The sequence below is a fragment of the Rhizobium phaseoli genome (assembly GCF_003985125.1).
Taxonomy (GTDB): domain Bacteria; phylum Pseudomonadota; class Alphaproteobacteria; order Rhizobiales; family Rhizobiaceae; genus Rhizobium; species Rhizobium phaseoli.
This window is the reverse complement of the sequence record NZ_ML133588.1, coordinates 16,402-29,877: the sequence shown is the minus strand read 5'-3', so window position 1 is coordinate 29,877 and position 13,476 is coordinate 16,402. Positions and strand designations below refer to the sequence as shown.

At 62.6% G+C, this 13,476-nt stretch carries 14 protein-coding genes; 8 read left to right on the top strand and 6 right to left on the bottom strand.

The features are described 5' to 3' along the window. Positions 1-71: 71 nt before the first annotated feature. Positions 72-1,523, top strand: a complete 1,452-nt coding sequence (locus EFD56_RS27145) for an MFS transporter (protein ID WP_184333213.1) — start codon at positions 72-74, stop codon at positions 1,521-1,523. 82 nt (positions 1,524-1,605) lie between these two features. Here the strand turns inward: EFD56_RS27145 and EFD56_RS27140 are convergent, their stop codons facing one another. Together EFD56_RS27140 and EFD56_RS27135 are read right to left on the bottom strand one after the other, a co-directional pair. Next, positions 1,606-2,124, bottom strand: a complete 519-nt coding sequence (locus EFD56_RS27140) for a DUF1697 domain-containing protein (protein ID WP_126906753.1) — start codon at positions 2,122-2,124, stop codon at positions 1,606-1,608. Positions 2,125-2,173: 49 nt separating this feature from the next. Then, entirely contained in the window at positions 2,174-4,282 is a 2,109-nt protein-coding gene (locus EFD56_RS27135) for a S9 family peptidase (protein ID WP_126906752.1), read from the bottom strand. Between the two features lie 242 nt (positions 4,283-4,524). Between EFD56_RS27135 and EFD56_RS27130 the strand changes: the two genes are divergently transcribed. After that, positions 4,525-4,914 carry a DUF930 domain-containing protein gene (locus EFD56_RS27130; RefSeq protein WP_126906751.1) on the top strand — a complete coding sequence of 130 codons (390 nt, stop codon included), beginning with the start codon at positions 4,525-4,527 and terminating at the stop codon, positions 4,912-4,914. A 92-nt stretch (positions 4,915-5,006) separates the two neighbouring features. Then, positions 5,007-5,789 (top strand): polysaccharide deacetylase family protein, encoded by a 783-nt coding sequence (locus EFD56_RS27125; protein WP_126906750.1) that lies wholly within the window; start codon positions 5,007-5,009, stop codon positions 5,787-5,789. Positions 5,790-5,830: 41 nt separating this feature from the next. Here EFD56_RS27125 and EFD56_RS27120 read toward each other — a convergent pair whose 3' ends face one another. Further along, positions 5,831-7,123 carry an NAD(P)/FAD-dependent oxidoreductase gene (locus EFD56_RS27120; RefSeq protein WP_126906749.1) on the bottom strand — a complete coding sequence of 431 codons (1,293 nt, stop codon included), beginning with the start codon at positions 7,121-7,123 and terminating at the stop codon, positions 5,831-5,833. 18 nt (positions 7,124-7,141) lie between these two features. After that, positions 7,142-8,311: an AI-2E family transporter gene (locus EFD56_RS27115; RefSeq protein ID WP_004674990.1), complete on the bottom strand. Its 1,170-nt coding sequence runs from the start codon at positions 8,309-8,311 to the stop codon at positions 7,142-7,144. 216 nt (positions 8,312-8,527) lie between these two features. Between EFD56_RS27115 and EFD56_RS27110 the strand changes: the two genes are divergently transcribed. After that, on the top strand, positions 8,528-8,911 hold the full coding sequence (locus EFD56_RS27110; RefSeq protein ID WP_126906748.1) for a hypothetical protein: 384 nt from the start codon (positions 8,528-8,530) through the stop codon (positions 8,909-8,911). A gap of 21 nt (positions 8,912-8,932) precedes the next feature. On the opposite strand, the gene EFD56_RS27105 is transcribed toward EFD56_RS27110, so the two are convergent. After that, positions 8,933-9,886 carry a VOC family protein gene (locus tag EFD56_RS27105; protein WP_184333215.1) on the bottom strand — a complete coding sequence of 318 codons (954 nt, stop codon included), beginning with the start codon at positions 9,884-9,886 and terminating at the stop codon, positions 8,933-8,935. Positions 9,887-10,110: 224 nt separating this feature from the next. Between EFD56_RS27105 and EFD56_RS27100 the strand changes: the two genes are divergently transcribed. The 4 genes from EFD56_RS27100 to EFD56_RS27085 all read left to right on the top strand — a co-directional run bounded on the left by EFD56_RS27100 (position 10,111) and on the right by EFD56_RS27085 (position 12,879). Beyond that, positions 10,111-10,530 (top strand): universal stress protein, encoded by a 420-nt coding sequence (locus EFD56_RS27100; RefSeq protein WP_037137611.1) that lies wholly within the window; start codon positions 10,111-10,113, stop codon positions 10,528-10,530. A 156-nt stretch (positions 10,531-10,686) separates the two neighbouring features. Beyond that, positions 10,687-11,355, top strand: a complete 669-nt coding sequence (trhA, locus tag EFD56_RS27095) for a PAQR family membrane homeostasis protein TrhA (protein WP_004674979.1) — start codon at positions 10,687-10,689, stop codon at positions 11,353-11,355. 110 nt (positions 11,356-11,465) lie between these two features. Next, entirely contained in the window at positions 11,466-11,981 is a 516-nt protein-coding gene (locus EFD56_RS27090) for a GNAT family N-acetyltransferase (RefSeq protein ID WP_126906746.1), read from the top strand. 196 nt (positions 11,982-12,177) lie between these two features. After that, complete coding sequence (locus EFD56_RS27085) at positions 12,178-12,879, top strand: pentapeptide repeat-containing protein (protein ID WP_126906745.1); 702 nt, start codon at positions 12,178-12,180, stop codon at positions 12,877-12,879. Between the two features lie 65 nt (positions 12,880-12,944). Here EFD56_RS27085 and EFD56_RS27080 read toward each other — a convergent pair whose 3' ends face one another. Next, a complete protein-coding gene (locus EFD56_RS27080) occupies positions 12,945-13,217 on the bottom strand; it encodes an usg protein (protein WP_126906744.1) in 273 nt (90 codons plus the stop codon). Between the last annotated feature and the right edge of the window lie 259 nt (positions 13,218-13,476).

The following is a 13,476-nucleotide window of genomic DNA, read 5'->3' as shown; positions in this document are numbered from 1 at the left end:
TGCGCCATGTCATCCCCCGCGGCCTTGCAGCCTCGTGTGCTCCGCCGCGCCACCGCGAGTGATCCCGGACGATGTCGGATCAGATTTACCAGGCGCCGATGGTTCGGCGCGCCGCGCCCAATTTCCGGGTGATCGCGATGATTGTCGCGAGTGCGATGCTGATGGAAAATATCGATGCGACCGTGCTGGCGACGGCGCTGCCGACCATGGCGCGCGATTTTGCCGTCAGCGCGCCGGCCATGTCGATCGCGCTCACCTCCTATCTCCTCAGCCTGGCGATCTTCATTCCGGCGAGCGGCCGCATGGCCGACAGTTTCGGCTCCCGCACCGTCTTTCGCGCCGCGATCGCCGTCTTCGTCATCGGCTCCATCCTCTGTGCGCTGGCGCCGACCCTGTCTTTCCTGGTGCTGGCGCGACTGCTGCAGGGCATGGGCGGGGCGATGATGATGCCGGTCGGGCGCCTGGTGCTGATGCGCAGCGTCGCCCGCAAGGATATGGTCAGCGCCATGTCCTGGCTGCTGGTGCCGGCGCTGATCGGCCCGATCGTCGGCCCGCCGCTCGGCGGCTTCATCGTCACCTATCTCGACTGGCGCTGGATCTTCTACATCAACGTGCCGATCGGCATCATCGGTATGATCTTCGTCTCGATCTATATCGACGAGGTCAAGGGCAAGGCGAGCGGCCGCTTCGATACGATCGGCTTCGTGCTCTCCGGCATCTCGCTCGGCTCGCTGCTCTTCGGCTTCGAAATGTCGAGCCATGCAGGCGAGGGTGCCTTTTCGATCTTCCTGATCGCCATCGGCCTCATCTTCGGCATCGCCTATTTGAGGCATGCCCGCCGGCATCCGTCGCCGATCATGGATTTCTCGCTGATGAAGGTGCCGAGCTTCGGCACGTCGGTGATCGCCGGTTCGCTGACGCGCATCACGCAAGGAGCCCAGCCCTTCCTGCTGCCGCTGCTCTTCCAGATCGGCTTCGGCCTGTCGGCCGCCGCCGCCGGCCAGATCGTCATCGCCACGGCACTTGGCGCCCTCGCCATGAAGCCGATGGCGAAGTTCGTCTTCAGCCGGCTGGGTTTCCGCCGGAGCCTCGTCCTCAACGGCATTCTCGGGACGGTTGGTTACGGCCTCTGCGCCGCCTTCCGGCCGGACTGGCCGATGCCGTTCATCTTCATCGTGCTGATACTCAGCGCCTTCTTCCTGTCGTTCCAGTTCACGGCCTATAACACCATTGCCTATGACGAGATCGACAGGGAGCGGATGAGCTCGGCCACGAGCTTCTACACCACGTTCCAGCAGCTGATGCTGTCGCTCGGCATCTGCATCGGCGCTTTGGCGCTGCACGGCTCTATGGCTTTCAACGACGTCGAAACGCCGACGCTCGGCGATTTCTCGACCGCCTTCGTCGTCGTCACCCTCATCTCGATTACCGCGACGATCTGGAACCTGCGCTTCTCGCCGACCGCCGGCGAGGAGATCAGCGGCTATAGGGCGAAACGGACGAAGGATGTTGCCGGCGGCTGACCACGACATGCATGAAAACAAGGACTTGGACCGTCTCGCCTGAATCAGATTCTGCGCGGGCAGCCGGTCTTAATCCTTGTTCTCAGGCTTCCATCGCCGCGGCCATTTCTGCAAGCCTGCGCACGGTGTTGAGATTGCGCGAGGTCCCCGGCTTCAGTGCCGGCAGCTTCAGCTTCGAGCGGCCGGAACCATTGGGATAGTGCACATAGATTTCACGGGTGGCGAGCTTCGCTTGCTCGGCATCGGGTGCGGTCATTTTCTCCAGCGCATCGGCGGGCGGCTTTTCGGGCAGGAAATAGACGAGCAAGAAATTCGGCTTGGCATCGGGAAAGGGCGCGTTCGCGGCAATAGCCTCGAGTTCCTTGCGGCTGCGCACCGTCACCCCCGGCCGCTTGCCCATCTTTTGTCCGAGCGCGGCATCGAGCTTTTCCTCGACCGCCTTTTCTGACTCGTCTGAGCGGAAAAGCACATTACCGCTCTGGATGTAGGTTTTCACATCGGTGAAGCCGAGGCCTTCGCAGATTGCCTTGAGCTCAGCCATCGGCAAGGAGCCGGTCCCGCCGACGTTCACGGCGCGGAGGAGGGCGATGTAGACGGGCATTTTTTTCTCACTTGATCGTTGTGCCGTGCCGGCCCCGTCTATCACACCCTCACATCTTCCCTGCCACCTTGATCGCAAACGCATACTCGAACGCGATCTCCTCCAGCCGCTGGAAGCGCCCGGACGCTCCGCCATGGCCGGCGTCCATGTTGGTCTTGAGCAGGATCGGAGCGCTGCCGGTCGTCTTGTCGCGCAGTTTGGCGACCCATTTGGCGGGCTCCCAATAGGTGACGCGCGGGTCGGTCAGGCCACCAAGCGCCAGGATCGGCGGATAGGCCTTGGCGTCGACATTGTCGTAGGGCGAATAGGCGGCGATCTGCTCGTATTCTTCGCGGCTGTCGATCGGGTTGCCCCATTCCGGCCATTCCGGCGGGGTGAGCGGCAGCGTGTCGTCGAGCATGGTGTTGAGCACGTCGACGAAGGGAACGGCGGCGATGATGCCGGCAAATTTCTCCGGTGCCATGTTGGCGACGGCGCCCATCAGCATGCCGCCGGCCGAGCCGCCCTCGGCGATGATCTTCGCGTAAGAGGTGAACTTCTGTTGATTCAGATAATCGGCCGCGGCGACGAAATCCTTGAAGGTGTTCGTCTTCTTGTCCATCTTGCCGTCTTCGTACCAGGCAAAGCCCTTGTCCTTGCCGCCGCGGATGTGGGCGACGGCATAGACGAAGCCGCGGTCGGCGAGCGACAGGCAATTGGTGTTGAAACCGGCCGGAATAGTAATGCCGTAGGCGCCGTAGCCATAGAGCAGGCAGGGGGCGGTGCCGTCGAGCGGCGTGTCCTTGCGATAGAGTAGCGTGACCGGCACTTTCTCGCCGTCCCAGGCCGGGGCGAAGACACGGCGGGTGACGTAGTCGTCGGGATTGTGGCCGGACGGCACTTCCTGGGTCTTCAGCAGCGTGCGCTCGCGCGTCACCATGTTGTAGTCGTAGAGCTGCGACGGCGTCGTCATCGAGGAATAGGAGAAGCGGATGACATCCGTGTCGTATTCCGCCGCGCCCGAAAGCCCCAGCGAATAGGCTTCCTCGGCAAAGGCGATTGCATGCTCCTCGCCGGTCGCCCGATCGCGGATCATGATCTGCGGCAGACCGTCCTTGCGCTCGAGCCACAGGAGATGGCGGGCATAGGCCATGTGGCTGATGATGAGCGTGCCGGGCTTATGCGGCACGACCTCGCGCCAGTTCTCCTTGCCGGGCTTATCAACCGGCGCTTCCATGATTTTGAAATCCTTGGCGCCGCCGTCATTCGTCAGGATGTAGAAGATGTCGCCGCCCTCGGTCAGCGAATATTCGATGCCTTCCTCGCGCGCCGCCACCAGTTTCGGCTCGGCGGTCAGATCCTTGGTCGACAGCAGCCGGTATTCGCTGGTCTCGTGATCGTGGATGTCGATATAGATGAAATCATCGAGCAGCGATCCGCCGACGCCCATGAAGAAGCCGGCATCGGCTTCCTCATAGACCAGCCGGTCTTCCGATTGCGGCCGGCCGACAATATGGTGGAACACCTTCGAGGGTCGGTGGTTCTCGTCGAGCGCCGAATAGAAGAAGCTCTTGCCATCGGGCGCCCAGACGCCGCCGCCGCCGGTATTCTCGATCACGTCGTCGAGATCCTGGCCGGTCGAGAGGTCGCGGACTTTCAGCGTGAAGAACTCCGAGCCCTTGTCGTCATAGCCCCAGATGCCGCGGCTGTGGTTGCTCGTATGGTCGAGGCCGGCGAGGCGGAAATAGGCCTTGCCGGACGCTTCCTTGTCGCCGTCGAGCAGCACCGTGCGGATCGTCTCGTCGGCGACGTCGCCGTCGCGGGTGATGCGGAAATAGCGCGGCTGCTCGCCGCCGGTCACATAGGAGGTGCCGTAGGCATAGGCGCCGTCCTTCACCGGCACCGAGCTGTCGTCTTCCTTGATGCGGCCGCGCATTTCGGAAAACAGCACCTTCTGCAGCGGCTTGGTGTCTTCCATCGCCGCGTTCATATAGGTGTTTTCGGCTTCGAGATGCCGGCGGATCTCGGGGTCGAGGATCGAGGGGTCCTTGAACATCGCCTGCCAGTTGTCGGCCCGCAGCCAGGCATAATCGTCCGTGCGGGTAATGCCGTGGCGCGTATCGGAGACGGGCTTCTTCGGGGCGGCGGGCGGTGTCGGCAGGTTCTTGAAGACGGACAAGGAATTGGCTCCGGTGGGAATGTCGGGTGGGCAAGAGATAGAGGCGCGCCGTCGCCGGATCAAGCGCCAAGGAGGCAGGTGGCCTTCCACAGGCAAGGGACCGGCTCGGTTCGGCCTGCCTTGATGTCACCACAATATTTAAGAATGTCCGCTCTCGCACGATCGAAATTTACACGTGCCAAGCCCCCGGCAAGCTGCCTGTGGCAGGGTGAAGACTGGACAACAGCAAGGGATTTTCTTCAATGCCGAGACATCTGCTCCTGTTTGTATCCCTCGTCGGCCTTGCTGCCCCCGCCTATGCCGTCGATCCCGCCATCAAGAAGCAGCTGGAAAAACTCGATCCCTCGACCCGCCTGGAGCAGAGCTGCGACACCGAGGCGATGAGCCGCATCAACCAGGACAGCACCGGCTTCAAGCCCGACAAGGTGATCGCCTATACCTTCAAGGACCCGATCGCCGGCGACAATTCGCTGCAGGCGCCGGGCGCGGTCTTCCGCAGCAAGGGCGACTGGTACCATCTCTCCTACAATTGCATCACCGGCCCGCAGCATATCAACGTGCGCGAACTCGACTACCAGATCGGCGACAAGGTCCCGCGCGAGAAGTGGGACAAATATTATCTCTACGATTGATCGCCTGTCCCGCTGGGTGCGCTGACCGGCCACATGGCGGTGGATGAACGCAGTCGCTAAACTCGGCCGATCTAAATCGTAGAAGTCCTTTCATGAACCGCATCTTGCTTGCTTCGGCGTTTCTTCTGGCCGGCCTGTCCACGCTGTGCGCGGCCGAAACGCCGCTGCCGGCCGCCGGCCCGCTCATGAAAAGCCCGGCGGTAAAGCTCGTCGAGCCACATCTGCACATCGCCCGTTCCAACCTTGCCGGCCATGCCCGCATTGCGCTCACCTTCGATGCCTGCATGGGGCAGGCGGACGAGCGTATCCTGTCGACGCTGGTGCGCGAGCGCATCCCGGCGACGATTTTCGTCACCGCCCGCTGGCTGAAGCGCAATCCCGCCGCACTCGCCGTCTTTCTGCAAAACCCCGATCTCTTCGAACTCGAAAATCACGGCGAGAACCACATTCCGGCTGTCGATACGCCGACGCTGGTCTATGGCATCGCGTCCGCCGGCTCGCCGCAGGCGGTGCGACAGGAAGTCGAAGGCGGCGCTGCGGCGATGCTCGCATCCGGCATTCCCGCTCCGCACTGGTTCCGTGGCTCGACCGCCAAATACGATCTTTCCGCGATCGGCGAAATCCGCGCGATGGGCTACCGCATCGCCGGCTATTCGGTGAACGGCGACGGCGGCTCGCTGCTCGGCGCGGCAATCACCGAAAAGCGCATTACCTCGGCCAGGGATGGCGATGTCGTCATCTCCCACATCAACCAGCCGACCCATGCGGCGGGCGAGGGGGTGGCGAAGGCGCTGGTCGATCTGAAGGCGAAGGGTACGGAATTCGTTCGTCTCGATGATGTCGAAGATACGGGCGACGACAAGACGACGGAGTAGTTCTGCTATTGAGGGTGTGCCGTGGCACAACAGCCAATCTTCTATCGCAGTTCACTCCCGCTCCCCACCCGATCCTCTCCAAACCGCCGCAACCCAGGCCCATCCCGATCAAGCGCAAAATCCTCGAACCAGTCGCGATGCATGCCGGCAATCATCGCGCCGATCATCTGGGCGGCGAGATAGGAAAAGGTAATGCCGTTGCCGCCGTAGCCATAGGCGGCAAGCACATGCGGCACGCCGGGCACCGGGCCGATCAGCGGCAGGCCGTCGGCCGTTTCGCCGAAGGTTCCTCCCCAGGCATGAGCGATGCGGGTATCGGCTCTCGGCCAGAGCCGCTTCATTTTTTCCTGGATTGTCCGGGTCTTGGCCGGCAGCTTGAGATCGCGGGCCGCGGGGTCGGTCGTGCCGTCATCCTCGCCGCCGGCGACGATGCGGTTGTCGGCGGTCGTGCGCATGTAGAGATAGGGATGGCTGTCCTCCCAGATCAACGCCCTCTCGCGCCAGAACGTTGCGGGGTCCTGCGGCACTGTTGCGACCGCCCAGCTCGAGCTTGTACGATGCAGCTTCGGCATATCGAGGGCCGGCATCGAATAGCCGGTCGCCAGCACCACATGCCGCGCTTCGATGACGTGACCTTCATCCGTTTCCGCCGTGACGTGGTCGCCTTCGCTGTGCAGCGCCGTCACCGAAGCCTTGACCAGCCGCGCGCCGCGCCGAACAGCCATTGCGATCAGCGCCCAGGTCAAGAGCAGAGGATCGGCCTCCGCCGAGCCCGGCGAATAGATCGCCCCGTCCCGGTCGAGCTCGAACTGGGTGAAGAGGTCGGGATGTTCGAGATAGACGCCGGGAAGGCCGGCCCGGCGGCGCAACTGGCGCTCTTCCAGCAGGTCGCGGGCGCCTTCCTGGTTGGCGGCGAGATAGAGCGTATTGCGCGGCCGGAAGCCGCAGGCGATCGCGTTTGCGGCGATGAGCTTGGCAAGGCCTGCGACGGCAGCAGCACTGCGGCGATAGATGCCGGCGGCGCGCTCGAAGCCATACCAGGCCTCCAGCTCGCTGAGCGTGCTGTCGATCTCCCATTGCAGCATTGCGGTACTGGCGACGGTACTGCCGAACCCCGGCTGCTCCCGGTCGATGATGGCAACGGAGAAGCCGCGCGCCGCAAGGTGCTCCGCGACCAGCGCGCCGGTGATGCCGCCGCCGATCACCGCGACATCGGTGGATAAGCTCTCACCGATCGGCTGCCATGCGGGCCGTATGCCGGTTTCCTCCCAAAGCGAACGGCCGCTGACCATCTGGTCATGATCGGCTTCGGCAAGATCGAGATCGGATGCCACTGGTGTCTCCCCACTTTTTCACTTCGGCAGTTGCGGCTGCGGTCTTTCTTCGATCAGCAATTCCTCGATAACAGTCATGACGATCAGCGACAGCGGCAATGCCAGCATCGCCCCGACCGCGCCCCACATCCAGGTCCAGAACAGGATGGCGAGGAAGACGATGAAAGGGTTGATTTCCAGCCGTCGCCCCATCACTGCCGGGAAGATGATGTTTTCCATGACGAGATGCACCGTGAAGAAGGCGGCCGCCGGCATCAGGCCGACGACGAAACCGTCATGCGTGATGATGCCGGCGATGGCGACGGACAGCGTCATCAGCGTGATGCCGAGATAGGGAATGAAGCTCGACAGGAAGGCGAAAAAGCCCCATAGCACCGGCGCCGACAAGCCGCCGGCATAGGCGATGACGGTCATGACGACGCCAAGCCCGATATAGATCAGCGAGGCGGTTGCGAAATAGAAGCCGAGCACCTGTTCGACGCCGTTGATGACGCGGATCGCTGCCAGCCGCTGCGTGCGGGTGCGAAAGGTCATGATGATCGTCTTGCGCAGATTGACCCGGCTGGCGAGAAAGAGCAGCAGCGCGGCGAAGAAGATCAGTCCCTGCACCAGCGCCGGGGTCAAGCTTGTGGTCACCACATGCAGGACGCTGCCGGTGTTTTCGAGCAGCGCGCCGATCGACATCGGTCCGCTTTCGAATGTCGCCGGCGTGATGTGCAGCCATTCGATGCGCTCGAGATAAGGCATGATGCGGGTGATCGTCCGCTCGACGAAAGCCGGGGCTTCATTGGCGAGTGTCGCCAGCGGACCCGCAAGCGAGTTGGCCAGCAGCGCGATGACAAGAGCGACCCCGCTTGATAGCAGGAAGGCATTGGCGAGCCGCGGCACCCCCATTTTACTGAGATTTTCGGCGGCGATCCCGAGGATCATGCCGACGACCACTGCGAGCGTGATGGGGATGAGGATCAGCGACATCATATAAACGGCCGCCAGTCCGAGGATGGCGAAGATGCCGATGATTGCCCAGGCCATGCTGATGTCGAGCCCGTCCTTTTCCAGACGGCGTACCGGCGCTGGCGGTGGCAGCTCCTCCGCCGCCTCCTGCAATGTCTTTGCCCAGGTGCTGGTGCGGCGTTCGCCGACGGCGATCTTCTTTGCCTGTTTGCGGATGCCGTTGGCGATGCCCATGCGGTGAGGTCCCCGAAGCCCCATTGCTTCCCCACAAAAACGCGCTGATGCGGTTCCGGTTCCGCATGGGGTCATGCGACGTCGCAAGATGTGCCCTCGGCGTGCCAGGGACGATTAGCAGGAGGCCTCTGCCGGCATCGACGACAGCGTGGATTTGATCCGGCCGCCGGAACAACCTCGCAGTCGCCGGCGTTCGACCTCGGAAGGAGATAGCCTATGACTGCAGATCCCGATCAGACGAAGGTCACCGAGACCTATTCGACCAATCCCCCTTATGCGGACGAGGCGAGCCTCAAAGCCGACGACAGCAGGCGCTGGTGGGGTTGGACCGTGCTCGTAGCGGGCGCAGCGGTCCTCATCATTGCCGGCGTAAGTGTGGCGATCTGGCCCGATCCCGGCAACAACGATCCGACGGCAACCGCCTCGACGAAGCCGGATCCGATCAATGCGCAGCCGTCCGGTCCCGGCACCTTCAACGACGACCCGGCCTCGGGCCCGTCACGGCCGCCCGAAGCGACCGACCGCGCGCCGACGCCGAGCGGAAACGGTGGCGGACCGACCGGGGTAACGACGCCATCCGGAACCGAAAAGGTTCAATAGATCTGGTTCAGGCCGCCAGCGTCAGGCCGACAATGTCAGGCCGATGCCCCAGGGATCCCTGAGGAAGACGCCGCCGTCGCGCTTCTCGCTGTTGATCTCCAGCGTCTCGAGCCTGGAGACCGCCGCATCAAGTGTCGCCTTGTCGTTGAAACGGATTCTGTAATCCGACAGCCCGGTCATATTGCCGGCGCGCGGGGCCGCGCCCCGGCTGTTCCAGATATTGGCGGCGAGGTGGTGATGATAGCCGCCGGTCGCAAAGAAGCTGGCGCCCGGACGGCTCGCCATCAGCTTGAGGCCGAGCACATCGCGGTAGAAGGCGTCGGCCTGCGGGATATCGCCGACCTGCAGGTGCAGGTGGCCGATCGCCGTCCCCGCGGCCATGCCGTTCCAGCGCTCATCCGGCGCGCTCTCATAAAGCGCCTGCAGGTCGAGGCGCAGCGTCGCCATCTCGATCATGCCGTCCTGATGGAACTTCCATTGCTGGTGCGGCCGGTCGGCATAGATTTCGATGCCGTTGCCTTCGGGATCGGAAAGGTAGATCGCCTCGCTGACCAGATGGTCGGAGGCCCCATCGAGCACGACGTTGTTATGCGCCGCATGGCGCAGCCAGCGCGCCAGTTCTGTACGGTCGGGCATCAGGAAGGCGGTATGGAAAAGCCCGGCGGCGTTGCGCGGCGCGATGGCTGCATTCCCGGCGGTCGTCAGCGTCAGCAACGGCAGGCCGCCGACCCCGAGCACTTCGCCGCTTGCGGACTTTTCGATGACCTTCAGACCGAGCATCGACTGATAGAAGCCGGAGACGAGACCGAGGTCCTTAACGACGAGGTGCGACTGGTCGATATAGGCAGGCCGCGTCAGCGCATAGGATGTTTCTGTCGTCATGGATAATTCTCCTGCCTCTGAAGCGATAGGCGCACCGGCGCTGGCGGCAACCATGCCGCCCGTGGCAAGCCCGAGCAAGTTTCGCCGGTTCATGCGCCTGATATCCTCTCGGCTGCCGTACTTGATCTCTATATGGCGGATTGGATTGTTCACAGAAGCCTCGTTTTTGAGGATGAAGCGTTGAGCAAGTGTTGACAATCGCTTGCGCTGGTTGCTGTCCCTGACTTGCCCTCCGCTAACGGCCTCAGCTCCTTGATCGCGGTCAATGCGTCCATATCTTCTTAAGGAGAAGCTTATGCATCTCATGGAGGGAAGCCATGTACAGGAAGATCATCGTGGCGATCGCGCTCGGCGGCCTCGACAGAGGACAGGACATCCTCCGCAAGGCCGCATCGCTGCTCGACGCGGGCGGCGAGATCGTCGCGCTCAACGTCATCGAGGATGTACCGACCTATGTCGCGATCGAACTGCCGGCCAATATGCTCGAGGATGCCATGAAGGACAGCCGCGACCGGCTGCAGGCGCTGGTCGCCGCAACCGAAGTCGTGGCAACGGTCGAAATCCGCAACGGCCCGCCGGCCAAGGCCATTATTGCGGCCGCCGAAAGCCATCACGCCGACCTCATCGTCCTCGCCTCGCATGTGCCGGACTTTTCCAACTATTTCATCGGCGCCACGGCCGACCGCGTCGTGCGTCATGCCAAGTGCTCCGTGCTGGTCGAACGGCACAAGATCTGAGCGCGCGCTTTCCATTTTCTCCTCTCGCCGCGCTTGAAGCACGGCAGGTGCCGCGTGACCTGTCACGAAGATTTACCACGTCCGCGATGGGGCGCTGTTGCGCCGCCACCCGTTCGGTGCGACCATCGCCGTCGGGCACGAAATGGATTGGCGCGCATGGCTGAGTTCAACGGCATTCGCTGGGCTTACGACAGATATGAGCTGATCGCCGATGGCATCGTCCATGGCGTCGGCCTCGTGCTGGCGCTGATCGGCGCCACGGTGCTGATCTTCTACGCCACGGTCTGGAGCTCCTATGGCGCGCTCGCCGCCGCCTGGATCTATGGGGTCGGATTGGTGCTGACGCTTGCCATTTCCTTTTCCTACAATCTCTGGCCGGTCTCGCGCACCAAATGGTTCCTGCGCCGCTTCGATCATTCGGCCATTTTCATCCTGATCGCCGCCACCTATACGCCCTTCCTCGAACGCGGCGCCGACGATCCGCTGCTCCTGTATATGCTGGTGGCGATCTGGCTGTTCGCCGCCGTCGGCATCGTCCTGAAATGCGCCTTTCCCGGCCGCTACGACCGTCTCGCCATCCTGCTTTACCTCGCCATGGGCTGGAGCGGCGTGGTGGTGGCCGGGCCTGTCGCCGCGCGCATCCCCTCCGCCTCGATGCTGCTGATCGTCATCGGCGGCGTCCTCTACTCGCTCGGCGTCATCTTCCATGTCTGGGAGAAGCTGCGCTTCCAGAACGCCATCTGGCATGGCTTCGTCGTCATCGCCGCGGCCGTGCATTATTCGGCCGTCTTTACCTGTTTCAGCCTGCCGGCATCGGGCTTCTGAGCGGCGGCCTCGGCGCAGCCGTTCCGCAAGCGGCCTCTCCACCATCTGCCGTTTACATCTTCTGAGGCGCGGCGTATGCCACCCGGACAGCCAATCGAACCGGACCAACCATGACAGACGCCGTCCTCATTCGCGACGCTACCGAAGCCGATCTTCCCGCCATCCGCGATATCTACAATCACGCCGTCGAGCACACGACGGCGATCTGGAACGAGACGCTGGTCGACCTCGACAACCGGCGGGAATGGATGAGGGCGCGCCAGGGCCGCGGCTTTCCCGTCATCGTCGCCGAGCTGTCGGGCAAGGTCGCAGGCTATGCCTCCTATGGCGATTGGCGGGCCTTCGACGGCTATCGCCACACGGTCGAACATTCCGTCTATGTCGACAAGGATTGCCGCGGCGCCGGCATCGGCGAGACACTGATGCGCGAATTGATCGTGCGTGCCGCTGCCGCCGATGTCCACGTGATGATCGCCGGCATCGAGGCCGAGAACACCGCCTCGATCCGGCTGCACGAGAAGCTGGGCTTCCGCATCGCCGGCAGATTTTCCGAGGTCGGCACCAAGTTCGGCCGCTGGCTGGATCTCACCTGCATGGAGCTTCGCCTGCCCGCCAAGCCGGATTGACCGCCTGGTTGGGCGAGGCGGTTTGACCGCCTGCCTGGGCAAGGCAAATGAGCGTTTGCCTTGCCTGGACGGAGCGAACCCGCAGATGATTGCCGGCGCGTTCGCCATCTTTTTATTGTATTCTGAGCTGTGTAGAAATGGGGGCGCCTGCTTCGCGACAGCCGGCGTGATAAGCGTCATGGAGATCAACAGTTCAATGGCAATGCATAGATCGCCGCTCGGCCTCCTTGCCTTCCTTCTTCTCGCCTTTGCTCCGATATCCACCCGCGCTGCCGATTGCGGCAGCACGGCCTCGCCGAAGCTCGACTGGCAGGAATGTTCGAAGAAGAACCTGATGCTGCAGGGCAGTGATCTGGAAGGCGCCAATCTCTTCAGCACCGATTTCTCGCTGACGGACCTCAGCGGCGGGAATTTCAAATCCGCCAATCTGGAGAAGGCCACCTTGGTGCGCGCCTCGCTCGAGGGGTCACATGCCGAAGGGGCCAATTTCGCCAAGGTCGAGGCCTATCGCGCCAGCTTCGCCAATATTTCCGCCGAAGGCGCGTCCTTTGCCGGCGCCGAGCTGCAGCGCGCCAATTTCGGCGGCGCCCGGCTTTCCGGCGCGAGCTTCGAAAAGGCTGAACTCGGCCGCGCCGATTTCGACAAGGCGGTGCTGACGGGGGTGAAATTCTCCTTCGCCAATCTCTCCCGGGCCGATCTCTCCAACGCCACCTTCGAAGGGCCGGTAATCTTCGAGCGCGCCTTCATGTTCCTGACCCGCATCGAAGGCCTCGACCTATCGGCCGCCGCCGGGCTTGAACAGGCACAGATCGACCTCGCCTGCGGCGACGCCTCGACCAAACTCCCGTCCGGCCTCTCGGCGCCGCCAACCTGGCCATGCCCGGCCGAGCATGAGTGATTACAAAGGCGACACTGGTCGCCTTTGGCAACACCCAGCGCTGCCTTAGGAAGAGTGCGTTCGACTCAGTGGAGTTTGAACTCGCCCATGACGCGGCGCCACTCGTTAGGTCCGATCAGCCGCTGGTGGCTGTAGCGAACGGAGTGTAGCGGCCCGTCGAGCGTGGACTGCCAGAATTGGAGAAACTTGTGCATCTCCGGAAAGTCCGGAGCAAGATCGTAATCCTGCCAGACATAGGTTTGCAGCACGGATTCAAAATCAGGAATGCGGTAGAGGATATGCGCAGTGGTCAGTCCATAGCCGTTCAACTGGCGTTCCAGATCCGATGAAAATTGCATGCTTCATCTCCGTTTCATGACGCTCGAAAGGTGGCGCAAAATTTTGCAGCCATCAACGGATTTCGGAACGCGTCCACCCTGTTTATTGTTCCTTTACAGGATGTTAGCAGCCGCTTCGAGCGAGTGCTAATTTTTTTATGGCGCCCTCTTGAAATGGAAAAACCGCAAAACCAGATCATTGCGCGCAGATCGCTCGATGGAGGTTTTGCACCCGCTCGGACTGGTCATCCGGTCCGGGCAGGGGAACATCGTTATTGTT

What these genes read in the sequence shown, in the direction of transcription:
- EFD56_RS27130 (WP_126906751.1), top strand. Translation starts at nt 4,525, where the DNA reads ATGCCGAGACATCTGCTCCTGTTTGTATCCCTCGTCGGCCTTGCTGCC.
- EFD56_RS27105 (WP_184333215.1), bottom strand. Translation starts at nt 9,886, where the DNA reads ATGAACCGGCGAAACTTGCTCGGGCTTGCCACGGGCGGCATGGTTGCC.
- EFD56_RS27080 (WP_126906744.1), bottom strand. Translation starts at nt 13,217, where the DNA reads ATGCAATTTTCATCGGATCTGGAACGCCAGTTGAACGGCTATGGACTG.
- EFD56_RS27145 (WP_184333213.1), top strand. Translation starts at nt 72, where the DNA reads ATGTCGGATCAGATTTACCAGGCGCCGATGGTTCGGCGCGCCGCGCCC.
- EFD56_RS27110 (WP_126906748.1), top strand. Translation starts at nt 8,528, where the DNA reads ATGACTGCAGATCCCGATCAGACGAAGGTCACCGAGACCTATTCGACC.
- EFD56_RS27140 (WP_126906753.1), bottom strand. Translation starts at nt 2,124, where the DNA reads ATGCCCGTCTACATCGCCCTCCTCCGCGCCGTGAACGTCGGCGGGACC.
- EFD56_RS27090 (WP_126906746.1), top strand. Translation starts at nt 11,466, where the DNA reads ATGACAGACGCCGTCCTCATTCGCGACGCTACCGAAGCCGATCTTCCC.
- trhA (WP_004674979.1), top strand. Translation starts at nt 10,687, where the DNA reads ATGGCTGAGTTCAACGGCATTCGCTGGGCTTACGACAGATATGAGCTG.
- EFD56_RS27085 (WP_126906745.1), top strand. Translation starts at nt 12,178, where the DNA reads ATGGCAATGCATAGATCGCCGCTCGGCCTCCTTGCCTTCCTTCTTCTC.
- EFD56_RS27100 (WP_037137611.1), top strand. Translation starts at nt 10,111, where the DNA reads ATGTACAGGAAGATCATCGTGGCGATCGCGCTCGGCGGCCTCGACAGA.
- EFD56_RS27115 (WP_004674990.1), bottom strand. Translation starts at nt 8,311, where the DNA reads ATGGGCATCGCCAACGGCATCCGCAAACAGGCAAAGAAGATCGCCGTC.
- EFD56_RS27125 (WP_126906750.1), top strand. Translation starts at nt 5,007, where the DNA reads ATGAACCGCATCTTGCTTGCTTCGGCGTTTCTTCTGGCCGGCCTGTCC.